Genomic DNA, 15,486 nt, shown 5'->3' with positions numbered 1-15,486 from the left:
TCTGAATCCTTTGATCTCGGATCGGGGGCGTTACCGGCGCCGTTGTTGACGGCGGCGTTGCTCGTCATCGGTGCGGATCGGTACAGGTTGCAGAGGCGGTTCGATCAAGCCGAGGGCAACACCCAAGTCGTGCAGCCAGTTTTGAATTTTCTCTTTCATCGTCGTGCCCCCTTCAGGGTGGTGCTGAGCGGCCGGAATTCTGAGGCCGCTTCGCACTGATAATAGTCCGAAGTCCTACGCAATGCTCGGCCAAATCCGCAATGATCTGTTACTGAATTGAACAGAGTGTGCCGCCATTGGTTCAGGCGGTTTCGCGGGTTTCGATCTGAGCCGCAGGATAGACAGCCTGCTGCACTTCGATCCATGCATTAAGGTTGGCGCCGACCATGCCCTTGCGCCACATGAGCCATGTTGTCGCACCCACGAATGGCTCGGCCAACGGATGTACCGCGACGCTGTCGCGCCCCGGCAGACTGGCCAGCATCGACTCCGACATCAGCGCCACGCCACTGCCGGCAATCACGCAGGCGAGCATGCCCTGATACGACTCGATCTCCATCGCCCGCCCCATGGTCGCGTGATAGTGCGAAAACCACGCCTCCAGGCGCATGCGGTAGGAACAGCCGCGACGAAAGGTAAACACCGATCGCCCTTCGACATCCCGCGCACTGTGCACCGGCGGATGATCGATTTCAGTGATCAGCACCAACCGCTCCTCGCACAACGGCACGCCGTCGAGCCCGGCCAGTTCCAGCGGGCCATCGACCAACGCAGCATCAAGGCGCCCGGTGAGTAATCCTTCCAGCAACTCACCGCTCGGCGCCGACTGCACCTGCAGATTCACCGCCGGATAGTGTTTGTGGTACTGCGCCAGCAACGCCGGCAAATGGATCGCCGCCGTGCTGTACATGGTGCCCAGAGCAAAGTCACCGGCGGGTTTGCCGCCCATCACCGCCGCACTGGCCTGATCGCGCAGGGCGAAGAGTTTGCCGGTGTAGTCCAGCAGGACTTTTCCCGCAGGCGACAACTGCAAACGCTGACGCTCACGGACGAAAAGCTCGACACCCAGTTGCTCTTCAAGTTGTTTAAGCCGGGTCGACAGATTCGATGGCACCCGATGCAGACGTTCGGCGGCGCGGGTGATGGAACCCTCCTCGGCCACGGCCTGAAAGATCCGCAATTGGCTGAACTCCACAACTATTCTCCAGAACAGAACAAGTTACTCACTATTATTCAATTTTAAAGAAAGTCAATCAGTCCTAGCCTGACGGTCATTGAAGCCCTCACGGAATGCCGACCATGTCGCCGCTCATTCGCTTATCCGCCTGCTTCGTGGCCTTGATGATGGCCATGGGCATCGGACGTTTCGCCCTCACCCCGCAAATGCCGCACCTGCTCAGCGAGGGGCAGATCGACCTGACAGCCGCCGGTCTGATTGCGGCGGCCAATTACCTCGGTTACCTGCTCGGCGCGGTGGACGCGATGTTCGCCCATCGCCCGCAGCAAGTTCAGCGGCGCTTGCATGGTGGCTTGTGGCTGTGTGTGCTGCTGACCCTGGCATCATTCTGGGCCGACGGTTTTTGGTCGCACCTGGTGCTGCGCTTCGGCACCGGGGTGGCAAGTGCGTGGGTGCTGGTGATGATCACGTCTTTAAGCCAACCCTTGGCAGCGGCAGCGGGTCGTCCACGTTTGGGCGCTCTGGTATTTGCCGGACCGGGTTTAGGGATTTTTCTGACAGGGTTGTTGGCACTGGTCTCGCATCAGCTTAACCAGACGTCCGCGACGTTGTGGCTGATTTATGCAGCGGCTGCGTTGGTGATGATGCTGAGCGTATGGCGACTGCTGCCAACGCCGGTCGCAGCGGCTACGGTGGCTGTGGCGGCGGTCAGCCCATCGAATCGGGGCATCGGACGGTTGGCGATGATTTATGCGCTATATGGCGTCGGTTACATCATTCCGGCGACTTTCCTGTCACAGATGGCCACTGCGCAATTTCACGGGCAATGGCAGGCCGATCTGTTCTGGCCGTGCTTTGGCCTGGCCGCGGCGCTCGGGGTCTTGCTGGTGAGCTTGCGGCGTCACGATCCCGCAACCACTCGTCACTGGTTGATGGCGACGCTGTGGTTGCAGGCGGCCGGAGTGTTCGCTTGCCTGCTGGGCAGCGGCATTGGCCTCGCGTTGGGGGTGATGCTGTGCGGCACACCATTCCTGGCGTGCATGCAACTGGTCATGCAACGCTCGCGGGAACTGGCGCCGCATGCCACTCAGCGCAATGCCGGCATGCTCACAGCCTGTTTCGCCGTCGGCCAACTCAGCGGCCCATTGCTGGCGGCATTGAGCAGCCATTTCAGCGGCGGTTTGCAGCCGGCATTGGTGATCGCCGGCAGCGGTTTGTTGCTGGCTGGCGGCTTGGCGATGCAGACGCCTAGCGCTGGCCCAGCGCTTTGCGCAAACGCCGACGCAGCCACTGCTCGGCGCTGACAAAAGTGATGCCGAGCAAAACCAGCACAGCTCCGATGACGAAGTTCGCAGTCAACGGTTCGCCAAGTAGCACCACGCCAAAGGTCACGCCGAACAGCGGCGTCATGAACGAGAACACCGCGAGGTTGGCCGCCAGATATCGGCGCAGCAGCCAGAACCAGATCAGGTAACTGAAGAACGACACGACCAGCCCTTGGAACAACACGCTGGCCACCGCCACGGGGGTCAGGCTGACGTGAGTGATCTGGCCGCTGAACAGCGCGATCAGCAGCAGGCCAAGGAAGCCGACGATCAACTGATAGAACAGGGTCAGTGTCACCGGCGCCTCCGAAAGACGCGAGGCGCGCACCACCACCGTGGTAGCGCCCCAACAGGCACCGGCCAGAACACCAAAGGCATCGCCGAGCAGCATACGGCGGTCGAGGTTGTCCCACGACACACCGCCGGCAAAGGCAATGGCGATGCCGATAAACGCGAGCAGAATGCCCAGCCACTGTAACGGCCGCAGGCGCTCACTGGCCAACAGAAAATGCACGCCCAGCGCGGTGAAAATCGGCGCAGTGTAGAGGAACACCGACATGTGCGCAGCGGTGGTCAGTTGCAGGCCTTCGGCGATGAAAAAGAACTCCAGACCAAACAGCGCACCGGCCAGCAAACCACCGCGCCAAGTGTTGCCGACCTGACCCCAGCCGCCCTTCCAGCAGATCAGCAAGCCGACCAGCAACGCGGAAATCCCCGAGCGCCCCGCCGCTTGCATCACTGGCGCAATATCCGCCGCCGCCCACTTGATCATCACCTGCTGCACGCCCCAGATCAGACAGAGGCCGATCATCACTTGTAGGGCAAATCTGTCGGCATTGCGCCGCTCGACACTCACCGCAACACCTCGAATACACACAACATGGCAGGCCATCCAATGGTCAGAAAACAGTGTCGAGGATTATCAATGAGTCGGGCGGAAAAAGCCGTCTGGAAAAGACACTTTGTGCTTCAGTGGCGTCAGCGGGGAATGGCTGTCGGCTGCGCCGCCATTCGCGAGCGGGCTCGCTCCCACAATGACAGGGTTGTCCGCTGTTCCACTGTTCGACACAAAACCCTGTGGGAGCCTGGCTTGCCAGCGATGGCGTCAGTTCTATCAACCCTGCTCACGGATCTGAATGCAGTCGTTTAGCCAACAAAAAACCAACGCTACAAGCCACCGCAGTGGCAAACGCTCCCCACGCCCAATCCATCAACGTCACCTGCACCGACCAGCCGCGCAACGTCGCCCAATTGGTCAGGTCATAAGTGCCATAAGCCACCAGCCCCAACAATGCGCCCCGCTTCGCCGCCCACTGCCAGGTCGCCGCCGGCAGCACCACAAACACCACACAACCAAAAACATACAGGCAATAAAAAACCGCTGCCGGAACCAGCAGCGGTTTTTCGAGCATCAGCGAACCGAGCAGTTCGCGATAGGTCGGCGCCATCAACAGGCCGAGCCAGATACCGTCGAGCAGCAGGAACGCAATCAGCGTCGCAACATATGCAACCAGAGTTTTCTTCATCACACCCGCCCTCAAGTAGGAGTTGCCGAAGGCTGCGATCTGTTGATCTTCAAAGTCAAAAGATCGCAGCCTTCGGCAGCGCCTACATGGGGCCAGCGGTGTCTCAGGTTAGTTCAATGCGATCGGCATGAATAACGATCTTGCCTTCCTTGTAAAGCGAACCGATGGCCTTCTTGAAGTTGCCCTTGCTGACGCCGAACAGGCTGCTGATCAACGCCGGATCGCTCTTGTCGCTGACCGGCAATGTGCCGCTGTTGTCACGCAACCTGGCGAGAATCTTCGAGTTCAGGCTGCTGGCTGCTTCCTGGCCAACCGGCTGCAGGCTCAGGGCGATCTTGCCGTCGGCCCGCACTTCCTTGATGTAGCCCTTCTCGATCATGCCGGCGCGCATGAACTTGAAGATTTCATTCTTGTGGATCAAACCCCAGTGCTTGTTGTTGATGATCGCCTTGAAGCCCATGTCGGTGGCTTCGGCAACCAGCAGATCAACTTCCTGGCCCTGGCTGTAGTTGGCCGGAGTCTTGTCGAGGTAGCGGTCCAGTCGTGCAGTGGCGGTGATACGGCGGGTGTGCTTGTCGAGGTAGACGTGCACTACGCAGTATTCGCCGGCGGTCATCTGGCGCTTTTCTTCGGAATACGGCAGCAACAGATCCTTCGGCAGCCCCCAATCGAGGAACACACCGATGCTGTTGACTTCAACGACTTTCAGACTGGCAAATTCGCCGACCTGAACTTTTGGTTTTTCCGTGGTGGCGAGAAGTTTGTCTTCGCTGTCCAGATAAACAAAAACATTGAGCCAATCTTCATCTTCGCTGGAAATATCTTTCGGAATATAACGGTTGGGCAAAAGAATCTCGCCATCGGCACCGCCGTCCAGATATAAACCGAAGTTAGTGTGTTTAACCACTTGCAAACTGTTGTAACGCCCGACTAAAGCCATTTCCAGAACCCTCATTGCGTGGGCGGCATTCTACCCGTTTTTGCCGTGGCCGTCGGGTGACAGATCGGCACGCGTGTGAAACCGGCTCAACACCTTGATTTTTCTTGGCCGCAGATGGGCGGAGGTGCCACTCGTCAGACAGACAGGAACGCTCATGGCTGAATAATTCCATGCACGTGCACATAAATGTTTTTATTTAAAACAGTAGGTTAGCCGGATATTTCGAGCATTTAATCGAGAATAATGCAGCAATGAGGTGGGTTATTCCGGGGGATATTTACCAAGCAATTGTCAAGTTATTCCTGTACGATGCCTGGCCGAGTTACTTTTCTACAGGTTAATGGCCGCCATGCGTGTAAAAGCATCCACCAGCAAAGCAAAGCCAGCTCCAGCCGTTGAAACCAGCGAATCGATCAACGATCAGATCGCAGCGTTCCTCAAGTCTGGTGGCGAGATCCAGCAAATTGCCAAAGGCGTCAGTGGCCAGACATTCGGCCCGTCCAAGCAGATCAGCCTGGGCAAGAAGTAATACCGGTTTTACACCCGTCCAGAGGCGCTTTGAGCTTCGAAGCGCCTGGACTGGCACCGCGTACCCCCCTCCGCTTTAAACAAAATTCCTGGTAAATCGACGAACGGCCTTCAATGCCGGTCATTCGCCGGTATCCTTGCACGCGTCTAGATCAAGCGTTTCAGCAGGCCCGCCTTCCTGCGCTCGCTGTTCATGGAGTGACGCATGCGCAAAACATCCTGTTTATTAATCGTAGGCCTTCTGGCCAGTGCGACCGCGCACGCGCAGATTTTCCAGCGTGAACTCGGCGACTTTGATCTCAAACTCGGCACCACGCCAACGCGTAGCATGGCTCAAGGCCTGGTCAAACCGGCGGCCGTCGGTTCCTTCCATGGCGGCCTCGACCTTAGCCATGACAGCGGCCTCTATGTCGGCCAGTACGCACCGAGCATGGGCATCTCCCCGGGCAAGAACCTCGAAATCGATTCCTACGTCGGTTTTAAACAACCTTTCGATCAGACCCTCGGCTATGAAGTCGGGATGATCCACTACAGCTATCCCAAGGTCGACACCCTCGACAGCCAGGAGCTGTTTGGTGGCCTGACCCTGCTCGGCAGTCGTTTCGGCGTGGCCTTCAGCAACGACCCGGATAAACAGAACAACACCTTGTTTGCCGATCTTGGCGGCAACCAGCCGTTCGGCATCGGCGTCAGCATGAAATACACCACCCACCAACTGAACACGCCAGTGGCAGTGGACGGTGGTTATGTCGGCAGTTTTACTGATTGGTCGGTGAAATTGTCCCGACCGTTCATGGGCGTCGACCTCGATCTGATCTACAGCGACTCCAGTCTCAGTGGCAGCGATTGCTCGGCCTATTCCGGGCACAACAGCGAGTGCGACGGCCTCGTCACCCTCAAGGCTGCGCGCGCGTTCTATTGATCGGCTGAACTGCCGGGTTCATTCTGCGTTCACATAGGAATCAGTCCCTCGAAGCCAGGCTCACGCAAGGATTCGCCCATGTCTCGCTGGTTCAAACACATCGCCGCGCTACTGATCTTCACCCTCGCCCTCGGCGCTTGCAGCCGTGTCGGCCTGGCCTATCGCAACCTCGACGTGATCATTCCATGGACGCTCAGCGACTATCTGGACATGAACGGCGAGCAGAAAGACTGGTTCAACGAACGCCTCAAGGATCATTTGAGCTGGCATTGCACCACGCAATTGCCGGGCTATCTGGACTGGCTGGATCGCCTGCAGACCATGGTCGAAACCAATCAGGTCACCGATGCCGCGTTACAGGCGCGCACTACGGAAGCCAAGCAGGCCATCGCCGAAACCGCTCGAGAGATCACCCCGTCGGCGATCGAGTTGCTGCAGGGGCTGGATGACAAACAGGCCGCCGAGATGAATGACGCGTTTGCCAAGGATTTGCGCAAGCGTCAGCAGGAATACCTCAAGCCGCCGCTTGATCAGCAAATTGCCGAGCGTGGCGCACGGATGGTTAAACGCTTGAATGACTGGCTCGGCCCCTTGAGCGCCATCCAGGAACAGCGAGTCATGGCCTGGTCGACCGCGCTGGGCGATCAGTACACCCAATGGATTGCCAACCGGGCCCACTGGCAAAGGCAATTCAGTGCCGCCGTCGCTCAACGCAAAAGCCCCGAATTCCCACAGAGAATCGAGACGCTTCTGGTCAATCGCGAGAGTTTATGGACAGCGGATTACCGCAAGGCCTTCGCCGAAACTGAAGCGCAGGGACGCTCACTGGCGGTGGACTTGATGGCCGAAAGTACGCCGCAACAGCGGCAGCGGTTGTTGAAAAAGATTGAGGGCGTACGCAAAGATTTCAACAACCTCAAATGCCTCAAGGCCGCGCAAAAAACCTGAACAAAACGAAGATCAATGTGGGAGCGAGCCTGCTCGCGAAAGCGGTGCATCAGTTACTTCAAATGTCACTGACAGACCGTATTCGCGAGCAGGCTCGCTCCCACATGGGGATATCTTTGATCTCAGGCGATCTGGGCTTTAGACGCCACTTCATCAAAAGTCGCCTCAGCCAGCGCATCCTCTTGCTCATCCAGCACCTGACGCGGGTGATCATTGCCGGGAATGCTGCTGTCGATCAGGCTCAACAGGCTCGAACCACGCGGCGTCAGAATAAAGTTGTTACCTGTGCTGCCCTCCTCATCCGGACGCGGTGCAATGTAGCCACGCAGGAGCAGCAACCTCTCATATTCGCAAGCCAGCGTTTTCAGATGATCCAGATTCTCGATCGGCTCGCCGGCGCTGGCTTTCGCCGCTGCATAGTCTTCGGCGTAGGCCCGCGGGGCAAAACTATGGCCGGCGCTGTTCTGCACTTCGTGCAGCAAGCGTTCAATCAAATCCCAGTTATAAGTCGTCATCCTGATACAACCTCCGGTGCGCGTGATTTATGGCGCGTTCATAGGTTGTGACCTGAGCGGTTCCCAGCCGTTCAGCCGCATTTCCCGCAGCGACCGACCGGCGGTCTGTCGATTTGCAGCAGGGTTAAACGACTAGTCTGAAACAGACGGTTTCAACCCCGCAGGAGAAATCATCATGAACGTTGAGAATCATCCGGTGGTGTCGCGTGAAGAATGGCTCGCCGCGCGTAAGCAGCATCTCGCTGACGAAAAGGCTTTCACCAAAGAACGCGACCGCCTCAGCGCCAAACGTCGCGCATTGCCATGGGTGAAGGTCGACAAGGACTACCACTTCCAGGGTCCAAACGGTGAATTGAAACTCGCTGACCTGTTTGGCAAGCACAGCCAACTGGTGATCTACCACTTCATGTTTGCCAAGGACTGGGAGGAAGGTTGCCAGGGTTGCTCGTTCCTCAGTGACCACATTGATGGCGCCAACCTGCATCTGGCGCATCACGATATTGCGGTGGTTGCTGTGTCTCATGCGCCGTTCAACGAGTTCCAGGACTTTAAACGGCGCATGGGCTGGAAGTTTGACTGGGTGTCGTCAGAGGGTTGCGACTTCAACTATGACTTCGGCGTTTGTGCCCGGGCTGAAGATGTCGCCGCTGGAAAAGCTACATACAACTACGAAAAGACTGACAGCGCCGAGGAAGAAATGCCCGGCCTGAGCGTGTTTTATCGTGATGCAAAGGGCGACATCTTCCACACCTACTCAACTTACGCTCGCGGTCTGGACATGCTGGTCGGTGCCTACAACTATCTCGACCTCACGCCCAAGGGCAGGAATGAGGACGAGATCATGGAGTGGGTACGGCATCATGATCGTTATGAGCAAGGTGCTAAATCGAGTTGCTGCCACGAAGAGCGATAAGCACTGAACTTTTCCCGCGTTCAAGGCCTCAACCGGTTACCCGCCTTAACCGGACCTGAGGCCTGCCCCGATGAAAACCCTGATCAAGCTCACCCTCGCCGCCACACTCGCCTGCGCCCTACCCGCCTGGGCTTGTACGCCGGAAGAAGCCACCGCCAAACGCGAACAACTGGCCAAGGAGGTCGCCAAGCTCACCGAACAGAACCCGGCCAAAGCCAAGGAGATCAACGCAGAGTTGCAGAAGATGGACCTGGGCACGGCGAGTGCCGATTTGCCGGACAAGTGCCAGTTGATTGATCAGCGGTTGAAAGAGTTAGGCACGGCGGAGAAAAAAGCGGAAAGCTAAAAGCGAAAGATCGCAGCCTTCGGCAGCTCCTACACCGATCCCTGTAGGAACGTCCGAAGTCTGCGATCTTTCGCCCTTGAAAATGCACCAATGCATTAATTATTTGCGTTAACGCATACCCGCATCTACGGTTACATCGAGCAACGAGATCGGAACCCGCCATCTGACATGGCAACCCGTGAACACCGATCGCTCGGCGAGACCGCAACACCCACACAAGCTGGACGCTTGTTTTCACTCATGGAGGATTGAAAAATGTTAACCACAGAAGCAACGCAATTCACCGGCGAATCTTTGCCAAGGTGCCTGGCCAGTCATCTGCTCGACCCACAACTGGTCGAAGTCGAAGCCGCTGAACAGCTCAGCGCCCTCGCTGCCGGCAGCCTCAACTTCAGTATGCAGAAACAGACCCAGACCAACTGGTGCTGGGCCGCCGTGTCCGCCTCGGTCGGCAATTATTACGGCACCGGTAACTGGACCCAGTGCGGCGTGGCCAGCACTCAGCTTGATCGCAATTGCTGCAACCAGCCGGGGCCGTGCAACGTCTACGGCTATCTGGATTCGGCCCTGCAAACCACCCGTAGTTACAACGGCATGAATCAGGGCTCGCTGCAGATGTCAGCCATCCGTAACCAGATCAGCATGGGCCGCCCAGTCGGTCTGCGCTGCGCCTGGTACGGCGGCGGTGCGCACTTTCTGACGATCTACGGCACCAACGGCGATTACGTATTGGTTGCAGACTCGATCTACGGCTATTCGACCCGTGCGCTGAACGCGTTTCCGCGAGCCTACAACGGCGGCGGTAACTGGACTCACACCTACTTCACCGTAAAAAACTAGGAGGGCGACATCATGCAACTGACTTATCCAAAGGCGCCTTCCAACGGCGTACAAACCTTACGCCCGGCGCTGCAAGCCGCGCTGCAAACCCAGGGTTTCGGCGCCAATCGCCAGTTCGCCAATGCAGTACCTGCGAAAATCAGCCTCAGCGAGGCGTACCGTGGCTACTCGCTGAATCTGGAGGACTTGAGCCACGGCAAAGGCCTGAAAGATGCCCGCCTCGGCGACTGGCATTACCTGGTGTTTGCCGACGGCGTGACGATTGCCGATGCGCAACTGGCCGAGGTGCGCGGGCATGTCGAGTTTGCCTCGCTGAACCACGGCGATCACGCCGCCGCGACGGTGGCTGCGCTGAAACTTGCGGAACAAGCGCCGCAATTGCAGGGTAAAACCGTTGAGCTGCGTGTGCTGTTTGTCTCGGCACTGCACGTTGTAGCGATCTGGCTGCACGCCGACGGTGAGGATGTGCTGATTCCGATCGCGCCGACGCCGAAGGAGCTGGCGGTCACGCGGCTGTACAGCGAGGCAGCCTTGCTCGCAGCATTGAAACCGGCGGCTGATCAGACCAAACGGCGCTTTGATGCCGACACCAGTGGCCAGCTCGGCAACTGATGGACGAAAAAAAACCCGGACACTGTCCGGGTTTTTTTATGCACGCCTGGAAGCTTATTCAGCCGCAGGCTCTGCTGGCTTGCGACGCTTCAGCGGGGCCATGCCATCGCTGCTCACCAACGAGTCCGGCTTCGGACGGTTGACGCTCTTGCGCTTGGTCGGCGTCTTGGCGGCGGTTTTCTTCTTGTCGCCCTTGGCGTCGGTCTTTTTCTTCTTCACGCCGACGGCTTTGCCCGAGGCCTTGACCTTTTTCGGTCCGCCGTAGGTGCCTTTGACTTCCTTGATGGTGCGGCGCTCGAAGCTCTGCTTCAGGTAGCGCTCGATGCTCGACATCAGGTTCCAGTCACCGTGGCAGATCAGCGAGATCGCCAGACCGTCGTTACCGGCACGGCCGGTACGACCGATGCGGTGTACGTATTCGTCGCCGCTGCGAGGCATGTCGAAGTTGATCACCAGATCCAGGCCATCAACATCCAGACCACGGGCCGCGACGTCGGTAGCGACCAGAATCTTCACGCCGCCCTGCTTCAGACGGTCGATCGCCAGTTTGCGATCCTTCTGGTCTTTCTCACCGTGTAGCACGAACGCCTTGTATTCCTGAGCCACAAGGCGGCCGTAGATGCGGTCGGCCATGGCGCGGGTGTTGGTGAAGACGATAGCCTTCTGATAGGTCTCGTTGGCCAGCAGCCAGTTCACAATCTGCTCTTTGTGCTGATTGTGGTCAGCGGTGATGATCTGCTGACGGGTCGTCGAGTTCAACTGGCTGACCGCGTTGAGCTGCAAGTGCTCAGGGTTGTTCAGCACCTTGGCGATCATTTCGCGCAGGCCGGAACCGCCGGTGGTGGCGGAGAACAGCATGGTCTGCTGACGGTTAGGGCATTCGTCGACCAGACGCTGCACGTCCTCGGCAAAGCCCATGTCGAGCATGCGGTCGGCTTCGTCGAGCACCAGTACTTCGACTTCTTTGAGGTCGAGGTTACCGGCGTTGAGTTGCTCGATCATCCGGCCCGGGGTGCCGATGAGGATGTCCGGCACTTTGCGCAGCATGGCGGCCTGGACCTTGAAGTCTTCACCGCCGGTGATCAGGCCCGACTTGATGAAAGTGAACTGCGAAAAGCGTTCGACTTCCTTCAGGGTCTGTTGGGCCAGCTCGCGGGTCGGCAGCAGGATCAGCGTCTTGATGCTGACACGAACCTTGGCCGGGCCGATCAGGCGATTGAGGATTGGCAGAACGAAAGCGGCGGTTTTGCCGCTACCGGTTTGCGCCGTCACCCGCAGATCACGCCCTTGGAGCGCCAGCGGGATGGCCGCGGCTTGCACAGGCGTTGGCTCGACAAATTTCAGCTCGGCCACAGCTTTTAGCAGGCGTTCGTGCAGGGCGAATTGGGAAAACACGGGTGCTACCTCGAAGATATGCAAAAAAACAGCTGCATAGGTTACCGGTTTCGAGCGCTCAGGCCGAGTTTCTTTATACAAACGGACGTAATCAGTGGCTTTTTTGTTGCTCGATTTGTCTCCAACGGTAATACACGGCGTCTTAAATGCTCTAATCGCCCATCGCGTCTTACAGAAGAATCGTTGCTCATATGGATTTCAAACAGCTCTGGCACAACGCCCAGGACCTCTGGGGCACCCTCGAACAACATCCACTGTTGCAGGCCGGTCTGGCTTTGACGGTGTTATTGGTCATCGCGCTGGTGCTCGGACGAGTGGCGCGTTACCTGATCCTGCACGCCAGCCGCATGCTCGGACGCCAACCGGCGCTGCACTGGATCAATGATTTTCGCCACAACAAGGTGTTTCAGCGTCTGGCGCAGATGACGCCGTCGCTGGTGATCCAGTTCGGCCTGCACCTGGTGCCGGAACTGAGCAAAACCGCGATGACCTTTCTCGGCAACGTGGCGCTTTCGTTCACCATACTGTTCCTGCTGCTCTCGATCAGTGCCCTGCTCAATGCCCTGCTCGACATCTATGCGCGTACCGAACATGCGCGTACGCGCTCGATCAAAGGCTACGTGCAACTGGCGAAAATGGTTCTGTACGTGTTTGGCGCAATCATCATCGTCGCCACACTGATCGACCGTTCGCCGCTGTTGCTGCTCTCGGGTCTGGGTGCGATGTCGGCGGTGATTCTGTTGGTCTACAAGGACACGCTGCTGTCGTTCGTTGCCAGCGTGCAGTTGACCAGCAACGACATGCTGCGCGTCGGCGACTGGATCGAAATGCCGCAAGTCGGCGCCGATGGCGACGTGGTCGACATCACCCTGCACACGGTCAAGGTGCAGAACTTTGACAAGACCATCGTCTCGATCCCGACCTGGCGCCTGATGTCCGAGTCGTTCAAGAACTGGCGCGGCATGCAGCAATCCGGTGGGCGACGGATCAAGCGCAGCCTGTTCATCGACGCCAGCGGCGTGCGTTTCATCCGTGACGACGAAGAAGAAAAGCTCTCCCAGGTGCATCTGCTGACCGACTACATGAGCCGCAAGAAAGCCGAACTCAAGGCGTGGAACGAGGCGCAGGGCAATGTCGCGGCGATGTCGGCGAACCGCCGGCGCATGACCAATATCGGCACGTTCCGCGCCTATGCACTGGCGTACCTGAAGAGTCATCCGGAGATTCAGCCGAACATGACCTGCATGGTTCGGCAGATGCAAACCACGGCGCAGGGTATTCCGCTGGAGATCTACTGCTTTACCCGCACCACGGCGTGGGCCGATTACGAGCGGATTCAGGGGGATATTTTCGATTATCTGCTGGCGGTGTTGCCGGAGTTCGGGCTGAGCCTGTATCAGCAGCCGAGTGGTGGGGATTTGCGTTCGGGATTGCTGCCGGCGGTGCTCGGCTCGGCCAGCATTCCCGAGCCACAGAAACACCTGATGTAACCCAAAATTCCCGTGTAGGAGCTACCGAAGGCTGCGATCTTTTGACTTTAAAGATCAAAAGATCGCAGCCTGCGGCAGCTCCTGCAGGGGTTATGCGGTACGTCTGATACCCAGTCGACTGATCCATACGGCGGCAAGGATGACGCTGCCACCCAGGAACAATCTTCCAAGCTCCTCATGCTGATTCCAGATCAGCAAATTCAACAGCAACCCCACCGGCACGTGCAGATTGTTCATCACCGCCAGCGTGCCGCCGTTGACCATGCACGCACCCTTGTTCCACCAGTACATGCCCAGCGCGGTCGAGACCAGACCGAGAAACAGCAAAACGCCCCACTGCAGCGGTGCTTCCGGGAGGAAGTTGGCTTTGCCGAACATCAGGAATGCCGGCAACACCACCGCCAGCGCGCCGAGGTAGAAGAAGCCGAAACGCCGGTAATGCGGCAGGTCACTCGGGTGCTTCGCCACCAGATGCTTGTACATCACCTGGCCGGCGGCGTAGGTGAAGTTGGCCAGTTGCAGCAGCAGAAAGCCCATGAAGAAGTCCGGACTGATGCTGTCGAAACGAATCACGGCTGCCCCACTTACGGCGACCAACGCGGCGATCAGCGCCCAAGGGTTGAAGCGCCGGTTCAGTGCGTCTTCGATCAGGGTCACGTGCAGCGGCGTGAGGATAGTGAACAACAACACCTCCGGCACCGTCAGCACGCGGAAGCTCAGGTACAGGCAGACGTAGGTCACGCCGAACTGCAGCGCACCGATCAGCAGCATGCCGCGCATAAACGCCGGTTCCACCGAGCGCCAGCGGGTCAGCGGAATGAACACCAGCCCGGCCAGCACTACGCGCACCAGCACCGCGAAATAACTGTCGACGTGACCGGCCAGGTATTCGCCGATCAGACTGAAGGAAAACGCCTGGATCAGCGTGACAAAAAGTAGATAGCCCATGCTCGCCTCGAAATCGAATGGCGGCGACGATAGCGGTTTTTACTTTCTGGAACCAACACAAATCCCCATGTAGGAGCTGCCGCAGGCTGCGATCTTTTGATCTTGTTTTTTAAAATCAAAAGATCGCAGCCTGCGGCAGCTCCTACAGAGGGATTGTTTGAACCAGAAAATATCGCAGGCAAAAAAAGCCCGATCTCGCTAATGCGTTCAATCGGGCTACAGCACTCAGGAGCAACAAGTGCAAAGGGAGGTTCGATGCGCGTAAAGCCTTGAAGGGGTTGCGCCAGGTCACTTAAACAATCGGCGATTATCTGGCGATTAAGCTATCAAGCGACCTGAGACAGTTTGGCGTTGGCCTGATTCAGGCCCTTCTCCTGGAAGTCACCACCGAGGTTCATGCCTTCGGCGTGAATGAACGTCACGTCGTTGATGCCGATGAAACCCATGACCTGACGCAGGTACGGTTCCTGATGATCGGCCGGGCCGCCGGCGTAGATGCCACCGCGAGCGGTGAGCACGTAGGCACGTTTGCCGCTGAGCAAGCCTTGCGGGCCAGTTTCGGTGTACTTGAAGGTCACGCCGGCACGCAGCACGTGGTCGAGCCAGGCCTTGAGGGTGCTAGGTATGGCGAAGTTGTACATCGGCGCGGCCATCACCAGCACGTCGGCGGCGAGCAACTCATCGGTCAATTCGTTGGAACGATCCAGCGACGATTGCTCGTTGGCATTGCGCTGCTCGGCAGGCTTCATCCAGCCCCCCAGCAGGTTGCTGTCCAGGTGGGGCACCGGGTTCGCGGCGAGGTCACGCACAGTGATCTGATCGATGGGATGCGCCGCTTTCCACTGACTGATGAAAGTCTGGGTCAGTTGACGGGAAACCGAGTCTTGCTGGCGGGCGCTGCTTTCGATGATCAGAACGCGGGACATGGTGTGTAGCCTCCATCCGAGAATGTTGTAAGTCGATGGAGTGAAGGTTAAACAGAGTCGAATCGATGAAAAAGCGCAAATAATTGCTGCAAAGCATCGAATAATTCGTTTAGATGCAGTTGGGACCCTGTGGGA

At 58.1% G+C, this 15,486-nt stretch carries 18 protein-coding genes; 9 read left to right on the top strand and 9 right to left on the bottom strand.

What is annotated here, in order from left to right:
• Window positions 1–30 precede the first annotated feature (30 nt).
• Both M9827_RS27705 and ptrR read right to left on the bottom strand, forming a co-directional pair.
• A complete protein-coding gene (locus M9827_RS27705) occupies window positions 31–159 on the bottom strand; it encodes a PA1414 family protein (RefSeq protein WP_007914492.1) in 129 nt (42 codons plus the stop codon).
• A gap of 142 nt (window positions 160–301) precedes the next feature.
• Window positions 302–1,195 (bottom strand): putrescine utilization regulator PtrR, encoded by an 894-nt coding sequence (gene ptrR, locus M9827_RS03935; RefSeq protein WP_250603633.1) that lies wholly within the window; start codon window positions 1,193–1,195, stop codon window positions 302–304.
• Between the two features lie 104 nt (window positions 1,196–1,299).
• Between ptrR and M9827_RS03930 the strand changes: the two genes are divergently transcribed.
• Window positions 1,300–2,481 (top strand): MFS transporter, encoded by a 1,182-nt coding sequence (locus M9827_RS03930; protein WP_250603631.1) that lies wholly within the window; start codon window positions 1,300–1,302, stop codon window positions 2,479–2,481.
• Here M9827_RS03930 and M9827_RS03925 read toward each other — a convergent pair.
• The 3 genes from M9827_RS03925 to M9827_RS03915 form a co-directional block, all read right to left on the bottom strand.
• A complete protein-coding gene (locus M9827_RS03925) occupies window positions 2,426–3,358 on the bottom strand; it encodes a DMT family transporter (RefSeq protein WP_250603629.1) in 933 nt (310 codons plus the stop codon). The two genes, M9827_RS03930 and M9827_RS03925, sit on opposite strands and share 56 nt — an antisense overlap.
• A 268-nt stretch (window positions 3,359–3,626) precedes the next feature.
• The gene (locus tag M9827_RS03920) at window positions 3,627–4,028 is read right to left on the bottom strand and encodes a DUF2177 family protein (protein WP_250603627.1); all 402 of its coding nucleotides are present in this window, start codon (window positions 4,026–4,028) and stop codon (window positions 3,627–3,629) included.
• Window positions 4,029–4,131: 103 nt separating this feature from the next.
• On the bottom strand, window positions 4,132–4,968 hold the full coding sequence (locus M9827_RS03915; protein WP_250603625.1) for a CvfB family protein: 837 nt from the start codon (window positions 4,966–4,968) through the stop codon (window positions 4,132–4,134).
• 340 nt (window positions 4,969–5,308) lie between these two features.
• Between M9827_RS03915 and M9827_RS03910 the strand changes: the two genes are divergently transcribed.
• From M9827_RS03910 to M9827_RS03900, 3 genes are all read left to right on the top strand, one after another.
• A complete protein-coding gene (locus tag M9827_RS03910; protein WP_016985943.1) occupies window positions 5,309–5,497 on the top strand; it encodes a PFL_1563 family small protein in 189 nt (62 codons plus the stop codon).
• A gap of 204 nt (window positions 5,498–5,701) precedes the next feature.
• Window positions 5,702–6,418: a TorF family putative porin gene (locus M9827_RS03905; RefSeq protein ID WP_250603623.1), complete on the top strand. Its 717-nt coding sequence runs from the start codon at window positions 5,702–5,704 to the stop codon at window positions 6,416–6,418.
• A gap of 78 nt (window positions 6,419–6,496) precedes the next feature.
• Window positions 6,497–7,366, top strand: coding sequence for a DUF6279 family lipoprotein (locus tag M9827_RS03900; protein WP_250603621.1), 870 nt, complete (start codon window positions 6,497–6,499; stop codon window positions 7,364–7,366).
• Between the two features lie 122 nt (window positions 7,367–7,488).
• Here M9827_RS03900 and M9827_RS03895 read toward each other — a convergent pair whose 3' ends face one another.
• Window positions 7,489–7,881 (bottom strand): transcriptional regulator, encoded by a 393-nt coding sequence (locus tag M9827_RS03895; RefSeq protein WP_250603619.1) that lies wholly within the window; start codon window positions 7,879–7,881, stop codon window positions 7,489–7,491.
• A 175-nt stretch (window positions 7,882–8,056) separates the two neighbouring features.
• Here M9827_RS03895 and M9827_RS03890 point away from each other — a divergent pair, with 175 nt between their 5' ends.
• The 4 genes from M9827_RS03890 to M9827_RS03875 all read left to right on the top strand — a co-directional run bounded on the left by M9827_RS03890 (window position 8,057) and on the right by M9827_RS03875 (window position 10,592).
• On the top strand, window positions 8,057–8,794 hold the full coding sequence (locus tag M9827_RS03890) for a DUF899 domain-containing protein (RefSeq protein ID WP_250603617.1): 738 nt from the start codon (window positions 8,057–8,059) through the stop codon (window positions 8,792–8,794).
• A 70-nt stretch (window positions 8,795–8,864) separates the two neighbouring features.
• On the top strand, window positions 8,865–9,140 hold the full coding sequence (locus tag M9827_RS03885) for a hypothetical protein (protein WP_250603615.1): 276 nt from the start codon (window positions 8,865–8,867) through the stop codon (window positions 9,138–9,140).
• Window positions 9,141–9,395: 255 nt separating this feature from the next.
• The gene (locus M9827_RS03880; RefSeq protein ID WP_250603613.1) at window positions 9,396–9,980 is read left to right on the top strand and encodes a C39 family peptidase; all 585 of its coding nucleotides are present in this window, start codon (window positions 9,396–9,398) and stop codon (window positions 9,978–9,980) included.
• A gap of 12 nt (window positions 9,981–9,992) precedes the next feature.
• The gene (locus M9827_RS03875) at window positions 9,993–10,592 is read left to right on the top strand and encodes a hypothetical protein (RefSeq protein WP_250603611.1); all 600 of its coding nucleotides are present in this window, start codon (window positions 9,993–9,995) and stop codon (window positions 10,590–10,592) included.
• Window positions 10,593–10,646: 54 nt separating this feature from the next.
• Here M9827_RS03875 and M9827_RS03870 read toward each other — a convergent pair whose 3' ends face one another.
• Window positions 10,647–11,987, bottom strand: coding sequence for a DEAD/DEAH box helicase (locus tag M9827_RS03870; RefSeq protein ID WP_103306179.1), 1,341 nt, complete (start codon window positions 11,985–11,987; stop codon window positions 10,647–10,649).
• A gap of 191 nt (window positions 11,988–12,178) precedes the next feature.
• Here M9827_RS03870 and M9827_RS03865 point away from each other — a divergent pair, with 191 nt between their 5' ends.
• Entirely contained in the window at window positions 12,179–13,477 is a 1,299-nt protein-coding gene (locus M9827_RS03865; RefSeq protein ID WP_250603609.1) for a mechanosensitive ion channel family protein, read from the top strand.
• 90 nt (window positions 13,478–13,567) lie between these two features.
• On the opposite strand, the gene M9827_RS03860 is transcribed toward M9827_RS03865, so the two are convergent.
• Both M9827_RS03860 and M9827_RS03855 read right to left on the bottom strand, forming a co-directional pair.
• Window positions 13,568–14,425 (bottom strand): carboxylate/amino acid/amine transporter, encoded by an 858-nt coding sequence (locus M9827_RS03860; protein WP_250603607.1) that lies wholly within the window; start codon window positions 14,423–14,425, stop codon window positions 13,568–13,570.
• A 326-nt stretch (window positions 14,426–14,751) separates the two neighbouring features.
• Window positions 14,752–15,351 (bottom strand): FMN-dependent NADH-azoreductase, encoded by a 600-nt coding sequence (locus M9827_RS03855; protein WP_250603605.1) that lies wholly within the window; start codon window positions 15,349–15,351, stop codon window positions 14,752–14,754.
• Window positions 15,352–15,486 lie beyond the last annotated feature (135 nt).

It is taken from the genome of Pseudomonas sp. AKS31 (genome assembly GCF_023634765.1).
GTDB lineage: Bacteria > Pseudomonadota > Gammaproteobacteria > Pseudomonadales > Pseudomonadaceae > Aquipseudomonas.
This window is presented reverse-complemented; position numbering and strand designations above follow the sequence as displayed.